Below are 22,500 nucleotides of genomic sequence, written 5' to 3' on the forward strand. Positions count from 1 at the left end.
TTCCCACCAATAGTATTAATAGAGGTGGTCCCCATACAAAGTTGTTTATCGATTGAAAAAAGTTTAGTGCATCCATTTTAGTGTCCTCCCCGCTTATTTAGCGAAATTTAATCATGATACTATAAAGTATATAACCTGTGGTACATCTCATTTAATAACCAACCATTTATTTTATATACTTTTTTAACTTAAAAGGTGAGTTTTCTCTTCACCTTTCCCATATAATTTTAAGTTGACCTTCTTTTATCATTACATACCTCATCTCCTCCCAATACTTTCTTTAATTCCGCAAAAATAAAAAAGGGTTATAGCTGCACTAGGCAGCATAACCCCTGAAGTTCAAAATAACATTAACAATATTAAGAAGGTAGATCGTGTTTCTCTATACAATTATACCTTCCTCTGTCCTTTTACCTGAGAGTTTTGTCCAGCCTAAAAGACTGGTTTTGCTCCTTCGGTGCCAATTGTTGGTCTCTCCAGAGGCTCGTCCAGTAAGGGTCCTCATCTGCACTGCAGAAACCTGAAAGATTCACTTCTTCGGTGGCTTTGTAAGCTCTCTCCCCATACCTTCGTCCGATTTTATTTTCAATGAAAATTATAATGAATCTTTTTATCCCTGTCAACAATCTTTTCGGTCAACTCAAACTTCCCTTTTCTTTCATCCTTTAAGTTATTTCCACCAAAGCCCTATCAAACTCTTGATTTATCTAAGTTCTTCTATAATTCTTATAACTCATTCTACACTGAAATTTTAATTTCATTGACAATCTTCTCCTGCCATTATATAGTCAACATTGACTATATCTAGATCACCTGTGAATGAAATTGATGAAAAGTTCATTGAAAGGAAGTTTAAATGAAGATAATTATTGCAATCCTCTTTATACTACTCAACATATTTATAATTCCTGTGGGGGTAACTCTAGGAGCCTTCTCCATGGACGCCCCCTCCAGTACTCATATAAACTTTTTTCTGGTATCTACAATTGTTATAGGGATTCCAAACCTACTACTTGTTCTATTCATCTACCTCATAAAAAAGGTTGTAAATATAAGAGGAAAATGATCCGCCTTTCAGGTTTTTAATGTAAAGCAAAAATCCACGGTAATTATACCGGGGTTTACATTTAGTTCCTATTTATCTTTTCTACCATAGCTTTTATTATATAGGAATCCAATAGTAGAGACCTATCTACTGAACCTCTCAAATCTTTCAGCTCTTCCTCCACTCTTCTTCTTATTTCAAAGAAATCCCTCCAACTAAATCTCTTCCCTGAAATTTCATTCCTAAACCAACTATGCTATAATACCCATAAATACAAGATAAGGAGAGATAGTCATGAATGAGAATTTTTTTCCTGGTTTTATAGCTTTAAGGAATAAGAGATGTCTGGTGGTGGGAGCTGGTAATATAGCCCACAAAAAGATAGCCAAGCTTCTAAACTATGGAGCTAAGGTTAAAGTTATAACCAGGGAGATTAAAAAAGAGGAGATAAAGAATCTAGAGGGAGTAGAGGTCGTTATAGGAGATTTTACCGAAAAGGACCTTGAGAATGTTTTTCTGGTGGTTGCAGCTACCGATAATCCTGATTTCAATGAGTGGATCTATAAGCTCTGCGAGGAGAGAAATATCCTTATAAACAACATCACCTCTAAAAACAGCATGAACTTCAGGTTTTCTGCTGTCTATGAGGATGAGAATATCCAGGTAGCCGTATCTGCCAAGGGGTACCCAAAGAAGTCTGTTGTTATAAGAAATAGGATCGCCGAGTTTTTAAAGGGGATAAAGTTTTAAAATATGAGGGAGGATTAAAGATTAATCCTCCCTCACATAAACTGAGCTTTATTTAACTTTCTATTTTGGATTTCTTATTCCCCCTCTTTAGACAACTACACTCCCCTTTTCCCTATATCTATATGAATAGATGGAAACTCCCAAACCTACAATAGCCGCTGTTATATTTAAAAGAAAAAAGTACTTATATGCCATATTTCCATATGTATTTATCAGGTTTTTTCCTATTATAGGGTAGAACAGATCTGGTAAAAAACCTATAGCTGAAACTACTCCTATTATCTTACTGTTTATAGGAAGGTCAAATTCAGGAATTAGTGCGAAAAATATTGTATTAAATACAGTTGATAGAATCGCTATTACCAGGGTATTCAGCATAATAAACAATATTAACTCTAAATTACTTGGAGTAGAGATGTAGATTATTGACGTAAATATATAGATGAAGAAGGTCAGTATAAACAGCTTCAGTGCTGAGCCAAGTTTGTCCACAAAGTATCCACTTAAAGGACCGACTATCATCTTAAAAAAATAAATCCTTACACAGGCAAAAAAAACTACTTCCACCCTGGAAAACCGATACAGATCATAGAGGTAATTATTTGTATAGACCATGTTGGAATATAGAATATAGTTTAAAAAGATTAGTCCGCCTATGGCCCAGACCTTTTTGCTCCTTATAATCTTCTTTACTTTAAGAGGAGTACTTCTTTTTATCTCTATATTCATCAACCACCATCCTAGGTATATCCCTATGAGTATATTTAATATGGAATAAACTAAGATTATGAAGTTTATTCCTACTCTTTCTGGAACTATAAAAAAGAAGTAGAGAAGTGTAAAAATGACTCCAGATATCCCCTTTCCCCCTTCAAATACACCTAATATTCTTCCACTTTCAAATTTATTTCCCAAACTTAAAATAAATTTTATAGAAGATACCCAAAACAATAAAATATTTGATACTGCAAATACCATAAACACTGCTGTGAGCTGTAAAAAGGTAAGATTAAAAGTTGTAAATAAGCCCGCCACTCCAGATATAATCAAACTAAGTGGTATCAATTTCTTAGGTGAATACCTCTCCGCTAAAAATCCACTGGGTATATATGATACAAGTGCAACTAAACCATAGGCTATATAGATCTGTTCAAAGTTATCTGAAGAGATCAGATACTTATCCTGAAACTCAACAAATAAATACTTAAAATAAAATGGTAGCAGAAAGGTTAGTCCACTGGCCATTCCTAATGCTATTATTATTATCCAACGATTTTTTTTCATAATGCTACCTCATAGTATAGAATATTTTTTCGATAATTTCTTTGACAGACTCTTTAATTTCCCTCTGTTTATGTAGACCTTTTCATCACTTTTAAAGATGAGAAACTCCTCCTTAAAATTTATTCCCTTAACCTGCTTAATATTTATAATGTAGCTCCTATCTAACCTAAAAAATAGATTCTCTGGAAGAAGTTCCTCAAGCTCCCCTAAATTTTTTCGTAGAAAAAAACTTTCTATACCATGCTTTGCAAAGGATTTTTTTGTGATTCTATCATAGGAAAAATAACTTATCTCTCCCAACTTCACCACTGCCTCTTCAGAAATATCTGAAACTATCACCACACTTTCCTCACCAAAATAAAATCTACTCTCCAAGCCTTCAATGTGGTTATCACAATAGACATATTCTTCCTTCTCCTTCAGTACTGCCCTTATACTAAACTTTTTTATAAGTTTTAAGTGTATAGTTTTTATCTCATCAGTATAGATTATTACTCCAAGAAGTTTATCTTCTATCTCTAAAAGCTTCTCTATAAACTCTAATGCCTCTACTATAACTATACTTTCTTCCTCTATCTCCACTGCTCCCCATGGAAGTTCCACACTCTCTATTGAAAGGCTGGACACCTCATTTAAAAGAAAGTAAAAGTTGTCATTTCCTATAAAATAATTACTCATAATTATCTTCCCTTTTAATTACATCTGAAAAAATTCTATTAATAATTTTTTTTATAGAAGTAATATCCTCTTTATTTGACATTACCCTTAAAAACTCGGTTATATAAAAGATCTCTTTTTTCCTTTCTTTAACCTCGATTCTCAAGGCCTTATTTTCCTGATTTACACTATCCCTTTTTAACTCCTTAAATAGTAGGTGATCTAAAAATGGTGAAATTTTTTCTAGGAAGTGTTTTAAATCCTGAGATTTTTTTTTGTAGAAAAGAATTCTTGAATCATTTATTAGTACAAGACCGATTGGCTTTTTTAGATAGTTCATCCTAATACCAAGATCATATCTTTCTCCGTCAAAATTAATATTCTCAGTATGATAGTTTAGAGCTTCCACTTTTCTTCTCAGCTCTGTATCACTTTTTTTAATAGTAATAAGGGTACAATGGGAAAGAGCAAATATTTTTGTAACCTCATCCTGAAATATCCCCTTGAAAAACTCAAGAGAATCCACCACTCTTAATTTAGATAGAATACTGGTGAAGTTATATTCTGTAGAAAATTCTTTAAATTTCATGCAGAAATAAAGCACCTCCAAAATCATTATTCCAAAGATAAGCACAATGGAGAAGCTATTATGAACCATAAATCTTGATATAAGAGAGATCACAAAACAGATAATAATATTTTTACCTGTAAGATTTATAAATTGCCTGAAGTTTCTCTCTCCCTCCATTACAAAATAATCCTTTTGAAAAACTATACCCAGTATAAATGAGAGGGTTATTGCCATTATATAAAAACTATTGTAAAAGAAGAGGCCCTGCCAGATAACTATAGAGGTCAATATAAAGTTAAGGGTATACACAAAAAGGTGGAAGTCTTTATCCTCTAAACTTTTTGTGGAAAAACTCCTTGCCGCCTGTATCAGTGTCACTATATTTCCCAGAACTAGGATCCCTATAAAGTAGTATTTAATAAATAAGACTATCACTTCTTTAGATTTAGCGCTTAATGTAGGATCAAATACCAAGACAATGTGTAGAGCACTTATTACCACTCCCAAGAGTAGCCCCAAAGGCAGAATAACCTTTTTAAGATTTTCTGTTTTATCCACCTTTTTTTGATACATAAACAGGAAGAAGTATCCTACTCCCATGGTAAAAAGAATATTTGAGAGGGAGGAGAAGAATATTTTCAGAGATATAAAGGGCATCGTTATATAAAGTAGCTCAGATAACATAGATATTCCAAAGATCCAAAAGCTTCTCCGCCAATACCCCACTCTATTAAGTATCTTATCTCTACTAAAAAGTAAGAAACTAAAGGAAAAAACCACAAAACTAATTGTTGTAAGGATAAAGATATATCTTTGATAAAAGATTTGAATATTTGCTTCATTTAATACGATCTCAGGAGATATATTGTTGTTAAAAATATTAATAAACTTGTTTAAACTCGCTTCTAGCTTCATAAAGCCTCCTGCTTTAAAATAATAGATTATAAATAAGCTTTCTCATACTCTATTATATGAGAAAGCTTATATTTAAAACAATATTTTTTTCAGGAAATTAAACCCTTCTTGAAAGCTGTCCTTAAATCTTCTAACTTCTTCTTCACTTTTGTTAAAATAAGATATATCAATTCCAATTCCTTTTGAGCTTAGCTCATATGATACTCCAATTCCTCCCTCTACCACAGGAGTAAAGATTGCTCTTCCTATATGTTCATAGTGTCCTAGTGATGTGGTTGAGATAAAATTTTCCGTCACTTTTTTATAGGCCTTTGAGTCAAAGAACTTTTTAGCTGCCTCCCTGTCACTTGGAGAGTCTAACGCCCCTATGAGGGATTTCATTCCAAAGAGGTGCCTGTCTATTCCGCAGCCCCTTTTACAGTCTTTAATTCTTTTTTTATGCTCTCCCTCTGCCTCTCTGTACACAGTTATTAACTCTTCCCTGTCCCCCTCGATAAGGGCTTCCACAAACTTTATTGCTTCCTTGGATACAGGTCTTACACACTCCGTTCTTCCTCTTAAATACTCCTTCATGTCTACAGCTTCATATGTACCCCTGTAATCATTAAAAGTTTTCTTGGCTGAATACTGTATAAGAAGCTGAACTATAGCATCCTTACTGAACCCCTTAAGGTTGACCCCCTCAAGTGGTATATTCAATGAAGTAAATCTATATTGTGATGTCCTTTGGAGATATTCCTCCTTTATCTTTTCTAGGATTCTTTCATCCTGTTCCGATATAGATTCCTCAACCAGCTCATACTTCGGAGTTTTACCTTCCTCTGGATTTTTGTAACTGTCATAGTTGTCCTTCACCGCACTTATGATTTCTACATTTGTAAGTCCATCCTGAAAGGTATGCTCAGAGTTATTATAAAGCTCCTTATCCTTTAGGTTATAGATGAAGTTAAGGGGTTTATACATATATGAGTTTTCCCCTTCTAAGTAGAGGTAGTACCCCAGTTTCTCCTCCTCGTGATCAAACTCCTTGTCTACAATGGATATATTCATAAGAGAATTTTCAAGAGTTTCAAAGTATTCCCTATTCTCCTCCTTTATCTTAGCTTTTTCAACTACGCGAATACCACTCCTATCAAAACTAAGAGTGGAAAGAGAGTAGGCTTTCTCAATGCTCTTCTCCAGAATTTCCTCTATTACCTTGGTGTAGGTTTTATTTTTATTCTCTTCAATTCCTATCCTGTATAAGTTATTTTTAAATAAAATTGTAACAAAGGCAGGATCTTCTCCTATATGATAACCGTCTCTTTCATATTTAGAAACTCTCGAAGCTCCCTTTAAAATATCCAGCTGCTTCCTGCAAAGAGGCTTTCCAAAATAGTTTCTTACACTGTCAAACTTTCCATCTAAAAAGTCGTCCTTAACCCCTACAAAGGAGTATATAAACTTGTTCAGGAACTCACTATGATCTTCACCTTTATTCTTGAAGTTTACCGGCACAGCAAAATTACACTCAATAGGTGTTGGTCCCCTTCCTAGTAAGTAGGATTCCAGCCACCAGTCTATAAGCCAGCTGCTTGAAGATTTTTTCTCTCTTCTCTCATTTAGAAGGCCTTGAAGTTTACCTCCTGCCCCCCTCTTAAAATTCTCAATTTCTTTCTCCAGTTCCTGAACATCATCATCTTCAAGGTAGACCGAGCTCCACTGAAGATACCTTTTAAGGGTATCTTCTAGTGGGGGAACTGGTAGCTCCAATAATTTTTCTGTTATCATCTTTATCCTCCCTAAGCTAAATCTCCTAAATTTCTGCAGATGAAACCTTCAGCTCTTTTTTGCCTTTTATCTTCTCCACTTTATCCTCTGAGACCTCTATTTCAGCCAGGGGCTCCATTATCAGCTTTATATTCCATATAATAAACCCTATCATAGCTATAATCGCCAGTGCCTGAAGTATAGATTCTCCTCTAGACATCTCCATAAGTCCCTTTTCATATGTTAACCTGGTAATCTCTTTCATCTTTATGCCTCCTTCCCTGAAAACTCTCTTCTAATTTCTCTTAAGAATGCTGAGATCTGTAAGATTAGGAAGAAGAGATATGGTATCCCTAAAAATACTGCTACAGCCTTTACTCCATTTAATGTTCCAGTTACTACATTGGCTGAAGCTATTACCACCATGATTACAGACCAGATAATTGTTCTCATCTTAGGGGCATTCTCTGAACCATTGTTCGTCATCATACTAAGGGCAATAGCAGAACTTGTTGCACTTGTTGAAAGGAAGACAAATATCAACACTACAAAGATCGCTCCAGTTATCTTGAAGATTGGCAGTGCCTGTAATACCATTATAAATGACAGGTATACATCATTGGGGTTATTTAGTACATATCCAGATATAGTCTGGTCTCCTACGATATCGTTTAGTAGTCCAAACCCGCCAAATACACTGAACCATATAACTAGGAATAATGTTGGGATAGAGATAGAAGCTAATACAAACTCCTTTATAGTTCTTCCCTTAGATATTCTAGCTATGAATACACCAGTAAATGGAGTCCATGATATCCACCAGATAAGAGTAGTCAGAGGCCAGTCATTAAACCATCCCTTCTCTTGAAGGAGGAAGGTATTTGTTCCAATTGGTACAAGATCTATTATGGTTTTCCCCAGAGTAGAAAGGATCATCTCCATAAAAAATCTGGTAGGTCCAAACACAAATGTAAAAGCCAGAAGAGAGATCGCAATAACGATATTAAAATCTCCCAGGAACTTCATCCCTCTTCCCAGGGGAAGGATAGCCGGAATAGTATACCCTACAAATAATACAGCTAGAATTATAAGAGAAGACGTTAATCCCGGAAACTCTGTTCCAAGGATAGCTTCCAATCCGTTTTTCACCTGGAATACTCCAAGTCCTATAGATGCTGATACAGTCAAAGCTGCTGCACTTGATGCCATTATGTTAGTGATTAGTCCAAGCTTCTTCCCCCAAGGCTTGTCTCTGAATCCCTCTTCAATGGGAGATCCAGGTAGGAAGCTGGCATTTCTGTGGTAAGCAAAGTATCCTATTACCAGACCAGAGATAGCATAGATCGTCCAAGCTGGAATCCCCCAGTTGTATAGAGCTAGAGAAAGGGCATTCTTCCCGGCTTCTATTTGATCGTAGCCTCCAGCAAGCCCCTTTGGTGAGTGAAGGTAGTGTACCATAGGTTCAGCTACACCAAAGTTTACAAGGCCTACTCCTATTCCTGCTGTAAAGAGCATAGCTATCCATGAGAACGTGGAAAACTCAGGTTTTGTATCCTCTGACCCTAGCTTGATTTTTCCATACTTTGAAAATGCCAAAGATAGTAGTATCCCTAAGAATACAAGTGGCAGTGAGATAGTAAACCAGTTAAAGGTTCCATGGAAATCATACACCCACTTCCATAGGTTAGTAGTTAGGGATTGTGGATTTACAAGTCCCCAGATGGCAAATACCGCAGTAATTACCAATGAAACATAGAACAATAGATTCGATTCATTTTTTTTCATCTTAAACTTCTCCTTTAAATTTATTTAATAATCGAATTCTACTCTTTAAATCTCAAAAAAACACCTTTTCAAACCATAACATCAACTTTTAAGAACAAATACAACTATTTTAGTAGCGTTTTCTATTTAGAAATAAGTTTAACCAAAGTAACCTTTCACTTATTTAAGTGAATCAATTACCTACCTCTAAATAATTTAAACTTTTACGAAGAAATAATTAAAAAGATCCCTTAACTACTTCCAGTATAAGCTTATAAGTTTTAAGTTTAATATGACCTTTGTTATTTCTAAATAGAAGACGCTATATTAATTTTTAAAGACAGGTGAAAAATATGACTAATTTAATCCTTCTAGGAGGAGTATTTCTATTGTTCTATATAATTGAAACACTTCTTCCACAGATGAACGATGGAGCCTTTAAAAGAAAGCATGACCTTAGCAACCTGGGGCTGGGAGTAATCAACCTCCTTCTCAGTCGTTACCTTGCTCTCATCATCACCCTTTCTCTAATAGAAAAACTTCAGATCAGAGGAGTTTTATATTATCTGGAGCTCAACTCCAGAACAACTCTTATCCTTGGAGTCATCGCTTTAGACTGCATTAACTACTGGTGGCACCGCCTCCTTCACAGGGTTCCCCTCTTGATGAGATTTCATACTGTGCACCATACAGATACCCTTCTGGATGTCTCCTCTGCCCTGAGGTTTCATTTTATAGAGGTTTTAGCTGGTCACCTCTTCAGGATACCCTTTATCCTGATTTTAGGCTTGCCCCTGGAATCCATCATCCTCTACGATATCATCTTCAATATAAATGTCTACTTTCACCACAGCAATATAAGGATAAACAGGACATTGGATATTACACTGTCTAAGTTTATTGTGACCCCCTATATCCACAGGATCCACCACTCTACAAAGTGGAGGGAAGCCAACTCAAACTTCTCCTCCTTTCTTCTTCTCTGGGACAGGCTCTTTAAGTCCTTTACTCCCCAGGGTGAGAGATCCACTCCAAGATATGGAATACCTGGGTACACAGAGGAGAAGTATCAGTCCCTCCTCTATATGATCCACCAGCCCTTCACAAGATAAGGGAGCTCAGTACGAGCTCCCTTACTAATATCTTCTACTCCTCTACTTCCAGTTACCGTAGCCGCATCCCCTCATCTCAACTCCAAACTTCTCCTTCATCTCAAGCCTGTATTTCAGCATCTCCTTCTGATGTTCTCCCTGAGCCCTTGCCCTTTCATCGATAAGCTTGTTTAAGGTATTTTTATTTGGTTTATCCCTCATCATCTCCCTCTCTATCTTAAGGTTTACCTCTTTTATGTCCAGCATAGATCTTCTCATCTTGACCCTGTACTCATCGTGAAGCTTGGTAAACTCTTCCTGTTGTTCAAATGTCATACTCTCATAGTGGTATCCCATTCCTCCTCCCCTTCCATATCCTGGGGTACCCTTATTCTGATAGGGATGTCCCTGAGCAAAGGCTCCGCTTGCTATTAATACCACTGCTGTTACAGCTAAAATTTTCTTCATAATACATCCTCCTTCACCATTGATTCCTGACCTCATATAATTTAAGATACTTCCCCAATATGACAAATTTGTGACAAAAGTTTAAAATCTCCTGCTATTCCATGAAAATTTCACACTCTTGCCATAAACCTCTGCTAAAATAGGTCCTTGAAAGCCTATTCCCATTTTCTCAGTTGAAGGCCTTCATACCTTAGCTGAGAGAATGGGACTTATGTCAGATAAAGGAGGTAACACATGCATCATATGTATTTTAGTGGAGGGATCTTTAGGTGGTTTATGGGTATATTTCACCTCATCCTTCCCATCTTAGCAGTTATATTGCTATTTAATCTCTTTAGCAGCAGAAGAAGGTACTCCTACTTTGAGGACTACAGAAGAGATCCCATGGATATTCTCAGAGAGCGATATGCCAGAGGAGAGCTAACCAGAGAGGAGTTCATGAGAATGAGAAGCGAACTTCGTCCTTGATCTTCTCCTATCAAGTAAAAAAAGGACCATCTATACAGATGGTCCTTTTTTTGCCTCTATCTACTTGAAAAAGTTTGAAACATACTCATTAGCTGGGGACTCCACTACCTCTATTGGGGACCCTACCTGGGCTATCTCCCCCTTATTGAGGATTACCACCTTGTCCGCCACCATTAGCGCGTCCTCCTTGTCATGGCTTACAAAGAGAGCTGTGGTATTGGTTGATTTTATTATCTCCTTCAGCTCATCTCTTATCCTGTGACGAAGGTTTGTGTCCAAGTTGGAGAAGGGCTCATCCATAAGTAGAAGTCCAGGCTTAGGAGCCAGAGCCCTTGCAAGCCCCACTCTCTGCTGCTGTCCCCCGCTGAGCTCATGGGGATATCTCTTCTCATACTCACCTAAATCAACAAGGTTTAGCATGTTTTTTACAGTTTCCCTCTGCTCCCTCTTGGAAAGCCTGTCTACCCCGTACCTTATATTTTCCTCCACTGTAAAGTGGGGAAAGAGGGCGTAGTCCTGGAATACCATTCCCACTCCACGCTTCTCCACTGGCACAAAGGTATTCTCGGAGATAAGAGTTCTCCTGTCTAACTCCACCTCTCCCCTGTAGGGAACCTCAAAACCAGACAGTATCCTTAGCAGTGTGGATTTTCCGCTTCCAGATTCTCCAACTACCGCTACTATCTCCCCCTTCTTTATGGAAAGGTTAAAATCCCTCAGGGCATCCTCCCTACTGTTGCTGTATTTAAAGTTTAAGTTATTTATCTTAATATATCCCATTACTTAACTCTCCTTTTTCTTAGACATATTGGTAAAGGCATAGACTGCCACTGCACACATCCCCACAAGGAGCAGCGACGGAATAGAGCTCTCCTGTATCATCTCATCGTTGGCATACTGCTGAATAAATGTGGAAAGCGTCTGAAAGTTGAAGGGTCTCAGTATCAGAGTAAGGGGAAGCTCCTTTACTATCTCTATAAATACAAGGATAAGTGCTCCACCTATAGACGACTTTATCATTGGAAAATCCACCTTCATAAAGGTCTTGGTTACTCCAAATCCAAATGTTCTCGAGGCCTCATGGAACTTTACTCCCACCTTATCAAAGCCAGATTCTATACTGTTATAGGGTACAGCAAGGAATCTTACCATATAGGCAAATACCAGTATCACAAAGCTCGATGAAAGCACCAGAGTTTTATCTATTCCCATTAACCTGTAGAACCCCTGAAACTTCCTGTCTACCCCTATAAACATTGACATTACTCCAATAGCAATTACAGCTCCGGGAATAGAATATCCCAGGTTGGCTCCCTTGGAGAGGAACTTGGACAGAGACAGTTTATTCAGCCTCACACTATTTGCTATTATTACAGCTACCACTACAATTATAATACTTGCCAGAAGAGTTACACTTAGAGAGTTCCCAAGGACCTCTAAAAGCTCCTCATAGTCAAAGTATGTGTATGTAACCCTTGCCCACGCAAGAAGCTGTATCACTGGAATGGCAAAACCTATGGCAAATATCAGGGTACAGACCCCGCTTATGGCCAGTGCCTTACCTCTGGATAAGGTTCTTCTCTTTATAGGCTTTACCTTGGTAGATGAGAAACTGTAGCTCCTTCTTCCCCTGAAAGCCTTCTCCAGATTTAGTATTGCAAATACTATGACTACCAGAATCGATGACAGCTTTATGGAAGCATCCAGGTCTCCCAGGGAGAGCCAGGTTCTGAATATCCCTGTACTGAATGTCGTCACTCCAAAGTGGCTCACCAGTCCATAAGCATTTAATACCTCCATGAGTACAAGACTTACTCCCCCTACAAGGGAAACTCTCGATAGAGGTAAAATTATCTTAAAGAATGTGGTTCCCATGGATTTCCCCAGACTTTGTGATGCCTCTATCATAGTTGATGATTCCTTGGCAAAGAAGGACTTCATCACTATAAATACATATGGATAGAAGAAAAATGTAAATATCCCTATAACTCCCCATATATTCATGATATCAATATTTTTATTATATCCAAGGTACTTCCTCAGAAGGTACATAATGCTCCCTGTATAGGAAAACATATCTCCATATATATATCCCGCTATATATGTGGGAATAGCCAGGGGAAGGATCAGCCCCCATGAGTAGAACCTTCTTAGGGGGAACTCATAGACTGAAACAAACCAGGCTGTACCTACTCCGATAACCGAGGTAAATATCCCTACCCCAATACAAATTATAAAGGTGTTAATTACATACTCTGTAAGTACCGTATCCATCAGATGGGAAAACGTTTCATTTACCGGAAGGAATATCCCTCTAGTAACAAGAATCAGTGGTGAAAGTATACCTATTACTAATATAACTGAAAGAGTAGACCAAGAGTCTAAGTGTACACTTAGACTCCTGACTACTCTATTTTTTAGAGTACTATTCATTTTTTATTTCCATCCTGCCCTGTCGAAGATCTCAACAGCTTCCTTATTATTTACACCTAATTCATTTAGGTCTAGAGAATCGATCTTAAACTCTCCCCACGACTTAACAATTTCCGAAGGCTCTACAGAAGTATTTACTGGGTACTCGAAGTTCATCTCAGCAAATACCTTCTGTCCCTCAGCACTTGTCATATACTCAAGGAACTTAATTGCATTTTCCTTGTTTTTAGCGTACTTAGTAACTCCCGCTCCACTTGCATTTATGTGGTTTCCTCTGTCTTCCTGGTTAAGGAACTTAATCTTAAGAGCCTTAGCTACCTCTACCTCAGCAGGATCCTTAGATGTCATCATTCTTCCCATATAGTATGAGTTCATGATTGCTACCTCACCGATACCAGCTGCTACAGCTTTAGCCTGTCCTCTGTCATTCCCCTTAGGTGTTCTTGCCATGTTCTCAACTACACCCTCAGCCCACTCAGTTGCTTTCTCGCTTCCGTCGTTAGCTATGATAGATGCCAGTAGCGACTGGTTGTAAAGGTTAGATGAAGATCTTACAACTACCTTCCCCTTCCACTCAGGCTTAGCCAGGTCCTCTACTCTCTTAAGGTCAGATACATCTGTTCTCTTTGGATCATAAGCTATGATTCTTGCTCTGTAAGTAAGTCCATACCAGAAGTTGTCCGCATCCTTTAGTTCCTTTCTTACATTGGCATCTAGCTTATCTGTTTCCACTGCCTGTAGAAGTCCAGCCTTCTTAGCTCTGAAAAGTCTTCCTGCATCTGCTGTGATAAATAGGTCTGCATTTGTATCCTTCCCCTCTAACTCCAGCTTCTTAATTAACTCGTCTCCCTTTGCCTTTACAACATTAACCTTGATCCCTGTTTCCTTCTCAAAGTTCTTAATAAGTACCTTATCTGCATCGTAGTGTCTCTCAGTATATAGATTCACTACCTCTTTTTTTGCAAAACTCACCGCTGAGATAATTGCAAGCATAAATACTAAAGCTATCCTTCTCATTCTCTCTCCTCCAAATTGTTTCTTTTTTATTTAGTTTGATTGTAAAAATATAATAAACTATCAGGCTCTATGTTGTCAACAAAAACATTTTAATATACAAAGTATTTTATTGTGGTCGTTTTTTAATTATTTCCTTCTATTTGTGTGTTTATTTATTTTTATCTATCCTAGAACTATCTTTTACCTCTTTAAAACTCTGTGCCTATGGGAATTCATTCCTCTGTGAAACTTTAACCTCTTAAAAATAAACTTGTAATTTTATGTGATAAGAAACATTATTATAAAAAAACAAAAAAGACCTGAATCCTGTTATATGCAGGAAAATAGGTCTTTTTTAATTTCTTTTATTTCTAAGTTTACCTTTTCATAACTTCTTCTTCAATATCCTGGTATAACTAACTTTCTACACCTTATTTAATCTCCTTGGCAAACTCCCTTCCAAAGTCCATACACTGCTCTCTTGTTTCATCATCCAAATTCCACTTGACCTTGATCCCTTCCTTTACTACCTGCATCCTGGTTTTCCCCAGCTCCTCATTTAAAAGGAGGAGGGATCTACCATTCCATCCATAGCTTCCAAAGGCTGCTACTACCTTCTTCTGGAAGTTTACTCCCCTCACTCCCTCAAGAAGGGCTGCCATAGAGGGCAGTATTCCATTATTTATCGTTGAAGACCCAAATAATATGGCTGAAGATCTGAACATCTCAGTGATAATGTCATTCTCACTGTTTTTAGCTGAGTTGAACAGCAGTAACTCCAGATCCGGTCTGACCTCTCTTATTCCGTCAGCTATGGATTCTGCCATCTTTTTAGTGCTGTGCCACATGGTGTCATAGGCTATTACAACTCTATCTTCCATATAGTCATCACACCACCTGGAGTATTTTTCCACAATCTGCATAGGGTTATCCCTCCATATCACTCCATGGGAGGGACAGATAGTATCTATAGCAAGATTCAGCCCTCCTACCTCCTCCAGCTTCATCTTGAGAATCTTACTGAAGGGAGTGAGAATACAGGCATAGTATTTAAGGCACTCATACTCCAGCACACTCTGATCCACCATGTCATTAAACAATCCATTTGCTCCATAGTGCTGGCCAAAGGCATCATTGCTGAAGAGTATATTATCTCCCGGGAGGTAGGACATCATACTGTCCGGCCAGTGAAGCATCTTCATCTCCACAAAGATGAGCTCCCTGCTACCTATATCTATTTTATCTCCCGTCTTTACTATATTGTACTTATAGTCCCCGCCATAGTAGGCCTCTATTATCTCCCTCCCCATCTCTGTACAGTAGATAGGTGTATCTGGTATCTCCTTCATGAGCTGTACCAGAGCCCCGCTGTGATCCGGTTCGCTGTGATTCATCACAATACAGTCTATCTCCTTTAAGTCTATCTCCCTCTTTAGATGTTCAAGCCACTCCTCACTGAAGGCGTGGATAACAGTATCCACTAGAACTGTCTTTTCATCCCTTATAAGATAGGAGTTATAGGTTGTTCCGCTGGGAATAGACAGCTCCTCCCCATGAAACTTCTTCATATCCTGATCTACCACACCCACCCACTTTACAGAACTGTTAATATCTACAAACTTTTTCACCTGTTCCCCCTTTAATCAGTCACTTTGAAGCTACCACTATTGACCCTTACCCCTCTTCAGACCATTTCCTTTATAATTAAACTTCCCAAGAGATACCAGTACCTCAATTTTACTCTCAAAACTAAAGACCCCTCCAATTGAAAGATTTTACTCTCCAATCAGAGGGACCCTGTCCTGTTTAATTTAATCCTACATTGAACACCCTTGAAAACTTTTCCTTAAATACCTCCACTATCCTCTCCCGGGAGATGGTCACTCCTTCGTTTCTTATAGAGCTTACTCCCAGCTCCCCTATTCCACAGGGGTTTATTCCTTTAAAGTAGTCCAGATCCACCTCATGGTTTATGGCAATCCCGTGAAGGGTTCTCCACCTCTTTACCTCTATACCAACGGCACATATCTTTCCATTCTTACTGAATATTCCTACAATCCCATCCCTCTTGTGGGCCTCTACCCCTATCTCTTTAAGGGTATCCATGACTACATTCTCAAGGGATTCGATATACCACTTGATACTCTTCTTGAAGTGGCTGAGGTTAAGCAGTGGATAGATAACCAGCTGGCCTGGACCGTGGAAGGTTACCCTTCCTCCCCTCCGGACATCTACTACCTCTATTCCTCTGGCCTCTCTTTCAGATGGAGGGATGAATATCTCGCTCTCCTCTCCCCTTATTCCCTTGGTTATAGTGGGATTGGGTTCCGTGATTATTATCCTTCCTGGGAGCTCAGGGTTTTCCCTCAGCTCCTCATGATACTCCAACTGCATATTATAGGAGGTCATATAGGACACCCTTCCAGTATCTACAACCTCTACCTTTTTCATAGATTTTCTTCCCTGTACAGGGGATTTCTTCTGGCCATCTCCACTACCTGTTTCTCATAGGGTTTTCCGTCTCTTCCCTCGATAATATCGGCTATTATCCCTCCCAAAACTGCCATATCGGCTTCATTCATTCCTCTGGTGGTTACTGCCGGTGTACCTATCCTTATACCGCTTGTTACAAAGGGGCTCTCTGGATCGTTGGGAACTGCATTTTTATTTACGGTAACACCAGCTTCCATAAGGATTCTTTCCGCCTCCCTGCCAGTTATTCCCTTATTCTGAAGGTCTATCAGGAGAAGGTGGTTGTCCGTTCCTCCGGAAACCAGCTTAAACCCTCTTTCACTGAGAGCTTCTCCCAGGGCTTTGGCATTGGCCACCACCTGTTTCTGATATGATTTGAACTCCTCCCCCATGGCCTCCTTAAAGGACACTGCCTTAGCTGCAATTACATGCATGAGTGGCCCTCCCTGGATTCCCGGGAAAACAGTTTTATTTACAGCCTTCATTATTTCCTCGCTGTTGGTGAGGATTATCCCGCCCCTGGGCCCTCTGAGGGTCTTATGGGTTGTAGATGTCACCACGTGGGCATGATCCACTGGATTTTCATGGATACCAGCAGCAACAAGTCCTGCTATATGGGCCATATCCACCATAAGATATGCTCCAACCTCATCTGCTATCTCCCTGAACCTTTTGAAGGAGATCTCCCTCGGATAGGCACTTGCTCCCGCTACTATCATCTTGGGCTTCTCCCTGTGGACCGCCTCTCTGAGCATATCATAATCTATCCTCTCATCCTCTCCCAGACCATAGCTAGAAAACTCATAGAGTCCCCCTGAGAAGTTTACCCTGTGACCGTGGGTAAGGTGCCCCCCCTGGTCCAGAGCCATCCCCATCACCTTGTCTCCCGGGGAAAGAAGGGACATATATACTGCCATATTGGCCTGGGATCCCGAGTGGGGCTGTACATTGGCATACTCTGCTCCATAGATGGATTTCAGTCTGTCTATGGCCAGCTTCTCAACCACGTCTACATACTCACATCCCCCGTAGTATCTCTTATCGGGATAACCCTCTGCATACTTATTTGTCATCACACAGCCTGCTGCCTGCATCACTGCCTTGGATACAAAGTTTTCAGAAGCAATAAGCTCTATTCCCTCCTCCTGTCTTCTCTCCTCCAGTTCTATCTGCTCAAATACCTCTGGATCTGCACTTAAAAGTTCTCTCATCCCCGCACCCTCCTAAAAACCTTCAATATGTCTGTATCTCATTATCATAGTGGCCTTATCGTTTCTCTCCTTTACATCCCCCTTGACTATCTCCACTCTTACCTTTTTATCTATGAGTATCTCCCTGCCATTTATGCTGCTTATATAACTCCCCACTTCCTTTGCCTCAGCCTGAGACAACTGCACCTTCAGGGCATAGGCTATCCCCAGTGCTTTCTCCCTGTCTCAGGTGTCACACATCTTGGCGTCTCTGGCTTCCAGGGACTCTATGATACTTCTATTTACAGCCTCATCTACCTCTCTCCCAGCTAAAAAACTCATACTCTCCTCCTTCTATCTGTGGTACCTTATCTTCACATCTCTGGCAGCCTTTGCCTCATCCACCCTTCTTATTATGGTAGTATGCGGTGCTGCAACCACTGTCTCAGGACTGCTCTCCATCTCATTTTTTATATCTATCATGGCATCCACAAAGGCATCCATTGTCTCCTTACTCTCTGTTTCTGTAGGCTCTATCATCATAGCCCCGTCCACTATCAGCGGAAAGTAGATTGTAGGGGGGTGATACCCGTGGTCCAGCAGCCTCTTTGCTATATCCAGAGTCGTCACCTTCTCATGGGCAGGCTGCCCCAGAACAAACTCGTGCTTACACAACCTGTCCACTGCCACCGGGTAGTGCTCCCTAAGCCTTGCCATCATATAGTTTGCATTGAGTACCGCTGTTTCACTTGCTCTCTCCAGCCCTTCGCTTCCCAGGGTTTTCAGGTAGGTATAGGCTCTCAGAAGAACTCCGTAGTTTCCGTAGAAGGATCTTACCTTTCCTATGGTATTCGGTCTGTTGTAATCCAGGGTATAGTTGTCTCCCTTCTTTCCCACCACTGGTACAGGTACAAAGTCCATGAGCTTAGCCTTTATACCCACAGGTCCGCTTCCCGGCCCTCCTCCTCCGTGGGGGGTTGAAAAGGTCTTATGAAGGTTGTAGTGCATCACATCAAACCCCATCTCTCCAGGTTTTGCCTTCCCCATGATAGCATTCATATTAGCTCCGTCATAGTAGAGAAGACCTCCCGCCTCATGGACTAGGTCTGCTATTACCGAGATATTTGGTTCAAAGATCCCCAGGGTACTTGGGTTTGTAAGCATGAACCCAGCAAGATTTTCATCCAGGTGTTTCTTCAACTCCTCCAGGTCCACATCTCCCTCTGGAGTGGATTTTATCTCCACTATATCAAATCCCACAACCTGGGCACTTGAAGGATTGGTACCGTGAGCTGAATCTGCCACAATTATATTCTTTCTTTTGTGGTCTCCCCTCTTTTCATGGTATGCCTTGATCATCATAAGACCTGTAAGTTCCCCGTGGGCTCCTGCTGCAGGCTGAAGGGAGACATAGTCCATTCCCGATACCTCTGCCAGCTTCTCACCGAGTTCATACATCATCTCCAGAGACCCCTGGACCATATGCTCCTCCTGGTAGGGGTGAAGGGAGGTCATCTGCAGGTTCTCTGCCACCCTCTCATTTATCTTGGGGTTGTACTTCATGGTACATGATCCCAAAGGATAGAAGCCTGCATCCAGCCCATAGTTTTTATTGGAAAGCTTTGTATAGTGTCTTACCACCTCATTTTCACTTACCTCTGGAAGTTTAACCTCCTCTTCCTTGAGATACTCTTCAGGGATCAGTCCCTCTGCTCTATCTACATCCAGTTCCGGAAGGCTGTATCCCACCCTTCCCTCCTTGGAGAGGTCAAATATCAGCTTATTATATTCCTTCATCTACATCTCCTCCATGCACTCTACCAGCTTATCTATCTCATCCCTGGACCTCTTTTCAGTGACACACAGAAGGATTCCCTTGGAAAGCTCATCATAATCCCTTCCCACTGGATATCCCCCAAGGATTCCTCTCTCCTCTAGCTGTCTGTTTATATCCCCGGGATTCCCCTGAGATTCCACCAGAAACTCCTTGAAGAATGGTTTGTCATACTTTAGCCTGTACCTTCCTCCCTCTGTAAGCTTTTTCATAGTATAGTGGGCTTTCTGAAGACACTGGTTGGCTACCTCCTCCAGTCCCTTTTTACCCAGAAGGCTCATGTGTACAGTAGCTGCCAGAGCGTTGAGACCGTGGTTTGAACATATATTGGAAGTGGCCTTATACCTCCTGATATGCTGCTCCCTGGCCTGAAGGGTCAGTACATAGCTCACCCTTCCCTCAGTATCTATGCTTTCCCCCACTATCCTTCCTGGCATCTTTCTTATGAGCTTCTTATTTACAGCCATAAATCCCAGGTAGGGTCCACCGAAGAGTATGCCGTTTCCAAGGGACTGGGCATCTCCCACAACAATATCTGCCCCCTGGCTCCCCGGGCTTTTTAGTACTCCCATGGAAAGAAGGTCTGTGTTTACAATAAACTTCACCTTCTTGTCCTCTATGGCACCCTTTATCCCACTGAGGTCCTCTATTATCCCGAAGAAGTTTGGACTCTGCACCACTACCCCTGCTGTCTCCTTGTCTACCTTGCTCCTGAGGTCTTCTATGGATAACGTTCCCTCATCCATTGCTACCTCCACAAGCTCAATATCCCTGAACCTGGAATATGTTTCCATGACACTTCTAACCTCTGGACCAGTTCCCCTGGACACCAGGATCTTCCTTCTCTTGGTGTCTGTCACAGCCATAATTGCTGCCTCTGCTGTGGAGGTTGCCCCGTCATACATGGAAGCATTGCTGGCCTCCATCCCTGCCAGATCTGCAATCATAGTCTGGAACTCAAATATCGCCTGAAGGGTTCCCTGGCTTATCTCTGGCTGGTAGGGGGTGTAGGAGGTATAAAACTCCGATCTTCCCACTATCTCCTTTACAGCTGAGGGAATATAGTGGTCATAGGCCCCTGCTCCCCTGAAACATACAAGATCTGAAAGGGATTTATTTTTTCCTCCCAGCTCACCCATCCTCCTGTGGATCTCTATCTCACTCATGGCTTCCCACTTTTCCAGCTTAGACCTCTCCCTTATCTCTGCAGGTATATCTTCAAAGAGTGCATCTACACGGTCTACTCCTATCTCCTCCAGGAGCTCCCTCCTGTCCTCATCAGTTGACGGAATATATCTCATACCTACTCCTCCTCGCAGTGCTTTGCATAGTCCTCAGCACTTAGCAGTCCCTCTAACTCGCCTTGATTGCTCAGCTCTACCTTGAGGATCCATGCCTCATAGGGCTTTTCATTGAGGGCCTGGGGTTCATCCTCTAAAAGCTCATCATTTATCCCGATTATTTTCCCAGAAACAGGCATATAGGAGTCCGCTGCTGCCTTAACAGATTCTATTACTCCAAAGGCCTCTCCCGCTCCAAACTCATCTCCCTCCTCTGGAAACTCTACATAAACAACCTCCCCCAGAGACTGCTGGGCATAGTCGGTAATCCCGATATAAGCTGCATCTCCCTCTACCTTAATCCACTCATGTTCCTTTGAATAATATAGTCCCTCTACTACTGCCATCTCTATTCCTCCTATTTTCTATTTTTTATAATTTTTATCTAAGAATTTTTTACTTATTATCTCTCCCTTGACTACCCTCTTCCTCACCTGGACATCTATCTCCGCCCCCAGCTTGGAGTGCTCCTTATCGATAAGGGCCAGTCCTATACACTGGCTTCTTCCTGGAATCTGGTATCCTGTGGTGATATGACCTATCTCTTTATCCCCGGCCAGAACCTTGTATCCGCTTCTTCCTATCCCCTTGCCATTTAACTTGAATCCCGCTATCCTTCTCTTTACTCCAGAGGCCTTCTGCTCAGCCAAAACTTCCCTTCCGATAAACTCTCCCTTATCCAGCTTTACAAAGAATCCAAATCCTGCTTCAAGGGGGGTTATATCGTCTCCCAGCTCATTTCCATAGAGGGGAAGCCCCGCCTCAAATCTAAGGGTATCCCGGGCACCAAGTCCCGCAGGAAGGATCTCATCTCCCCCTGTTTCCAGGATACTCTCCCAGATCTTTTCAGCTGAAGCATTTTCCGTATATATCTCAAACCCGTCCTCACCGGTATATCCCGTTCTGGACACCAGGCACCTCTCACCGGCTACCACTACACCCTCTTTGAATCTGAAGAACCCTATCTCATCCAGAGAGGTTTCTGTAAGCTTCTGCAGAATATCCTGAGCCTTAGGTCCCTGAATTGCTATCTGGGAGATTCTCGAAGAGATATCCTCTATCTCCACATGGAAGCCTTCCGATTTCTTCTCTATCCATCTGAGATCCTTATCTATATTGGCGGCGTTTATCACAAGGAGAACCCTCTCATCTGTATACTTGTACACCAGAAGGTCATCTACCACTCCTCCCCTCTCATTGCACATAAAGGTGTACATCACCTGATTTTCCTCCAGGACTTTTGCATCATTTGTTACAAGGTAATCCACCACCTTCAGGGCATCCTTCCCGGTAACCATAACCTCACCCATGTGAGACACATCAAAGAGACCGGCACTCTCCCTTACAGAGATGTGCTCAGTGGTAAGCCCCGAATACTCCACTGGAAGCTCCCAGCTAAAGAAATCAACCATCTTTCCCCCGCACTTTTTGTGTGCCTCATTTAAAGAAGTCTTCTTCAGTTCCATTCCTTCC

General features: G+C 40.6%; 22 protein-coding genes and 1 riboswitch. Of the genes, 4 read left to right on the forward strand and 18 right to left on the reverse strand.

Annotated features, from left to right (window positions below; genetic code table 11):
- Positions 1-392: 392 nt before the first annotated feature.
- A riboswitch (glycine riboswitch) is annotated at positions 393-490 on the reverse strand.
- A 366-nt stretch (positions 491-856) separates the two neighbouring features.
- On the forward strand, positions 857-1,066 hold the full coding sequence (locus QMG11_RS17110) for a hypothetical protein (RefSeq protein WP_281837540.1): 210 nt from the start codon (positions 857-859) through the stop codon (positions 1,064-1,066).
- 273 nt (positions 1,067-1,339) lie between these two features.
- Positions 1,340-1,795, forward strand: coding sequence for a precorrin-2 dehydrogenase/sirohydrochlorin ferrochelatase family protein (locus tag QMG11_RS17115; RefSeq protein WP_281837541.1), 456 nt, complete (start codon positions 1,340-1,342; stop codon positions 1,793-1,795).
- A gap of 87 nt (positions 1,796-1,882) precedes the next feature.
- Here the strand turns inward: QMG11_RS17115 and QMG11_RS17120 are convergent, their stop codons facing one another.
- The 6 genes from QMG11_RS17120 to QMG11_RS17145 all read right to left on the reverse strand — a co-directional run bounded on the left by QMG11_RS17120 (position 1,883) and on the right by QMG11_RS17145 (position 8,756).
- Positions 1,883-3,079, reverse strand: coding sequence for an MFS transporter (locus tag QMG11_RS17120; protein WP_281837542.1), 1,197 nt, complete (start codon positions 3,077-3,079; stop codon positions 1,883-1,885).
- Positions 3,080-3,088: 9 nt separating this feature from the next.
- Positions 3,089-3,757, reverse strand: a complete 669-nt coding sequence (locus QMG11_RS17125) for a LytTR family transcriptional regulator DNA-binding domain-containing protein (RefSeq protein WP_281837543.1) — start codon at positions 3,755-3,757, stop codon at positions 3,089-3,091.
- A complete protein-coding gene (locus QMG11_RS17130) occupies positions 3,750-4,484 on the reverse strand; it encodes a hypothetical protein (RefSeq protein ID WP_281837544.1) in 735 nt (244 codons plus the stop codon). The genes QMG11_RS17125 and QMG11_RS17130 overlap by 8 nt, the downstream gene beginning before the upstream one ends.
- An 810-nt stretch (positions 4,485-5,294) precedes the next feature.
- The gene (locus tag QMG11_RS17135; protein WP_281837545.1) at positions 5,295-6,992 is read right to left on the reverse strand and encodes a choline/carnitine O-acyltransferase; all 1,698 of its coding nucleotides are present in this window, start codon (positions 6,990-6,992) and stop codon (positions 5,295-5,297) included.
- A gap of 25 nt (positions 6,993-7,017) precedes the next feature.
- On the reverse strand, positions 7,018-7,236 hold the full coding sequence (locus tag QMG11_RS17140) for a hypothetical protein (RefSeq protein ID WP_281837546.1): 219 nt from the start codon (positions 7,234-7,236) through the stop codon (positions 7,018-7,020).
- Between the two features lie 2 nt (positions 7,237-7,238).
- Positions 7,239-8,756 (reverse strand): BCCT family transporter, encoded by a 1,518-nt coding sequence (locus tag QMG11_RS17145; RefSeq protein WP_281837547.1) that lies wholly within the window; start codon positions 8,754-8,756, stop codon positions 7,239-7,241.
- A gap of 332 nt (positions 8,757-9,088) precedes the next feature.
- Between QMG11_RS17145 and QMG11_RS17150 the strand changes: the two genes are divergently transcribed.
- Positions 9,089-9,847 (forward strand): sterol desaturase family protein, encoded by a 759-nt coding sequence (locus QMG11_RS17150; RefSeq protein ID WP_281837548.1) that lies wholly within the window; start codon positions 9,089-9,091, stop codon positions 9,845-9,847.
- A 42-nt stretch (positions 9,848-9,889) separates the two neighbouring features.
- Here the strand turns inward: QMG11_RS17150 and QMG11_RS17155 are convergent, their stop codons facing one another.
- A complete protein-coding gene (locus tag QMG11_RS17155; RefSeq protein ID WP_281837549.1) occupies positions 9,890-10,294 on the reverse strand; it encodes a Spy/CpxP family protein refolding chaperone in 405 nt (134 codons plus the stop codon).
- A gap of 234 nt (positions 10,295-10,528) precedes the next feature.
- Between QMG11_RS17155 and QMG11_RS17160 the strand changes: the two genes are divergently transcribed.
- Positions 10,529-10,762 carry an SHOCT domain-containing protein gene (locus tag QMG11_RS17160; protein WP_281837550.1) on the forward strand — a complete coding sequence of 78 codons (234 nt, stop codon included), beginning with the start codon at positions 10,529-10,531 and terminating at the stop codon, positions 10,760-10,762.
- A gap of 60 nt (positions 10,763-10,822) precedes the next feature.
- On the opposite strand, the gene QMG11_RS17165 is transcribed toward QMG11_RS17160, so the two are convergent.
- The 11 genes from QMG11_RS17165 to gcvT form a co-directional block, all read right to left on the reverse strand.
- Entirely contained in the window at positions 10,823-11,542 is a 720-nt protein-coding gene (locus tag QMG11_RS17165) for an ABC transporter ATP-binding protein (protein ID WP_281837551.1), read from the reverse strand.
- Positions 11,543-11,545: 3 nt separating this feature from the next.
- Positions 11,546-13,195, reverse strand: coding sequence for an ABC transporter permease (locus tag QMG11_RS17170; protein WP_281837552.1), 1,650 nt, complete (start codon positions 13,193-13,195; stop codon positions 11,546-11,548).
- Between the two features lie 3 nt (positions 13,196-13,198).
- Complete coding sequence (locus tag QMG11_RS17175; protein WP_281837553.1) at positions 13,199-14,212, reverse strand: Fe(3+) ABC transporter substrate-binding protein; 1,014 nt, start codon at positions 14,210-14,212, stop codon at positions 13,199-13,201.
- Positions 14,213-14,622: 410 nt separating this feature from the next.
- Entirely contained in the window at positions 14,623-15,819 is a 1,197-nt protein-coding gene (locus QMG11_RS17180) for an oxygen-binding di-iron domain-containing protein (protein ID WP_281837554.1), read from the reverse strand.
- Between the two features lie 178 nt (positions 15,820-15,997).
- A complete protein-coding gene (gene lipB, locus QMG11_RS17185; RefSeq protein ID WP_281837555.1) occupies positions 15,998-16,642 on the reverse strand; it encodes a lipoyl(octanoyl) transferase LipB in 645 nt (214 codons plus the stop codon).
- Positions 16,639-17,874: a serine hydroxymethyltransferase gene (gene glyA, locus QMG11_RS17190; RefSeq protein WP_281837556.1), complete on the reverse strand. Its 1,236-nt coding sequence runs from the start codon at positions 17,872-17,874 to the stop codon at positions 16,639-16,641. Before glyA ends, lipB begins: the two co-directional genes overlap by 4 nt.
- Before the next feature lie 12 nt (positions 17,875-17,886).
- Entirely contained in the window at positions 17,887-18,054 is a 168-nt protein-coding gene (locus QMG11_RS17195) for a hypothetical protein (RefSeq protein ID WP_281837557.1), read from the reverse strand.
- Between the two features lie 153 nt (positions 18,055-18,207).
- On the reverse strand, positions 18,208-19,650 hold the full coding sequence (gcvPB, locus tag QMG11_RS17200) for an aminomethyl-transferring glycine dehydrogenase subunit GcvPB (RefSeq protein ID WP_281837558.1): 1,443 nt from the start codon (positions 19,648-19,650) through the stop codon (positions 18,208-18,210).
- On the reverse strand, positions 19,651-20,988 hold the full coding sequence (gcvPA, locus tag QMG11_RS17205) for an aminomethyl-transferring glycine dehydrogenase subunit GcvPA (protein WP_281837559.1): 1,338 nt from the start codon (positions 20,986-20,988) through the stop codon (positions 19,651-19,653).
- A 2-nt stretch (positions 20,989-20,990) separates the two neighbouring features.
- The gene (gene gcvH, locus QMG11_RS17210) at positions 20,991-21,374 is read right to left on the reverse strand and encodes a glycine cleavage system protein GcvH (protein WP_281837560.1); all 384 of its coding nucleotides are present in this window, start codon (positions 21,372-21,374) and stop codon (positions 20,991-20,993) included.
- Positions 21,375-21,392: 18 nt separating this feature from the next.
- On the reverse strand, positions 21,393-22,493 hold the full coding sequence (gene gcvT, locus QMG11_RS17215) for a glycine cleavage system aminomethyltransferase GcvT (protein ID WP_281837561.1): 1,101 nt from the start codon (positions 22,491-22,493) through the stop codon (positions 21,393-21,395).
- Between the last annotated feature and the right edge of the window lie 7 nt (positions 22,494-22,500).

The sequence above is a fragment of the Propionigenium maris DSM 9537 genome, from assembly GCF_027925155.1.
Taxonomy (GTDB): Bacteria; Fusobacteriota; Fusobacteriia; order Fusobacteriales; family Fusobacteriaceae; genus Propionigenium; species Propionigenium maris.

Coding starts and splice junctions, on each gene's coding strand:
- QMG11_RS17110 (WP_281837540.1), top strand. CDS start 857: ATGAAGATAATTATTGCAATCCTCTTTATACTACTCAACATATTTATA.
- QMG11_RS17115 (WP_281837541.1), top strand. CDS start 1,340: ATGAATGAGAATTTTTTTCCTGGTTTTATAGCTTTAAGGAATAAGAGA.
- QMG11_RS17120 (WP_281837542.1), bottom strand. CDS start 3,079: ATGAAAAAAAATCGTTGGATAATAATAATAGCATTAGGAATGGCCAGT.
- QMG11_RS17125 (WP_281837543.1), bottom strand. CDS start 3,757: ATGAGTAATTATTTTATAGGAAATGACAACTTTTACTTTCTTTTAAAT.
- QMG11_RS17130 (WP_281837544.1), bottom strand. CDS start 4,484: ATGGAGGGAGAGAGAAACTTCAGGCAATTTATAAATCTTACAGGTAAA.
- QMG11_RS17135 (WP_281837545.1), bottom strand. CDS start 6,992: ATGATAACAGAAAAATTATTGGAGCTACCAGTTCCCCCACTAGAAGAT.
- QMG11_RS17140 (WP_281837546.1), bottom strand. CDS start 7,236: ATGAAAGAGATTACCAGGTTAACATATGAAAAGGGACTTATGGAGATG.
- QMG11_RS17145 (WP_281837547.1), bottom strand. CDS start 8,756: ATGAAAAAAAATGAATCGAATCTATTGTTCTATGTTTCATTGGTAATT.
- QMG11_RS17150 (WP_281837548.1), top strand. CDS start 9,089: ATGACTAATTTAATCCTTCTAGGAGGAGTATTTCTATTGTTCTATATA.
- QMG11_RS17155 (WP_281837549.1), bottom strand. CDS start 10,294: ATGAAGAAAATTTTAGCTGTAACAGCAGTGGTATTAATAGCAAGCGGA.
- QMG11_RS17160 (WP_281837550.1), top strand. CDS start 10,529: ATGCATCATATGTATTTTAGTGGAGGGATCTTTAGGTGGTTTATGGGT.
- QMG11_RS17165 (WP_281837551.1), bottom strand. CDS start 11,542: ATGGGATATATTAAGATAAATAACTTAAACTTTAAATACAGCAACAGT.
- QMG11_RS17170 (WP_281837552.1), bottom strand. CDS start 13,195: ATGAATAGTACTCTAAAAAATAGAGTAGTCAGGAGTCTAAGTGTACAC.
- QMG11_RS17175 (WP_281837553.1), bottom strand. CDS start 14,212: ATGAGAAGGATAGCTTTAGTATTTATGCTTGCAATTATCTCAGCGGTG.
- lipB (WP_281837555.1), bottom strand. CDS start 16,642: ATGAAAAAGGTAGAGGTTGTAGATACTGGAAGGGTGTCCTATATGACC.
- glyA (WP_281837556.1), bottom strand. CDS start 17,874: ATGAGAGAACTTTTAAGTGCAGATCCAGAGGTATTTGAGCAGATAGAA.
- gcvPB (WP_281837558.1), bottom strand. CDS start 19,650: ATGAAGGAATATAATAAGCTGATATTTGACCTCTCCAAGGAGGGAAGG.
- gcvPA (WP_281837559.1), bottom strand. CDS start 20,988: ATGAGATATATTCCGTCAACTGATGAGGACAGGAGGGAGCTCCTGGAG.
- gcvH (WP_281837560.1), bottom strand. CDS start 21,374: ATGGCAGTAGTAGAGGGACTATATTATTCAAAGGAACATGAGTGGATT.
- gcvT (WP_281837561.1), bottom strand. CDS start 22,493: ATGGAACTGAAGAAGACTTCTTTAAATGAGGCACACAAAAAGTGCGGG.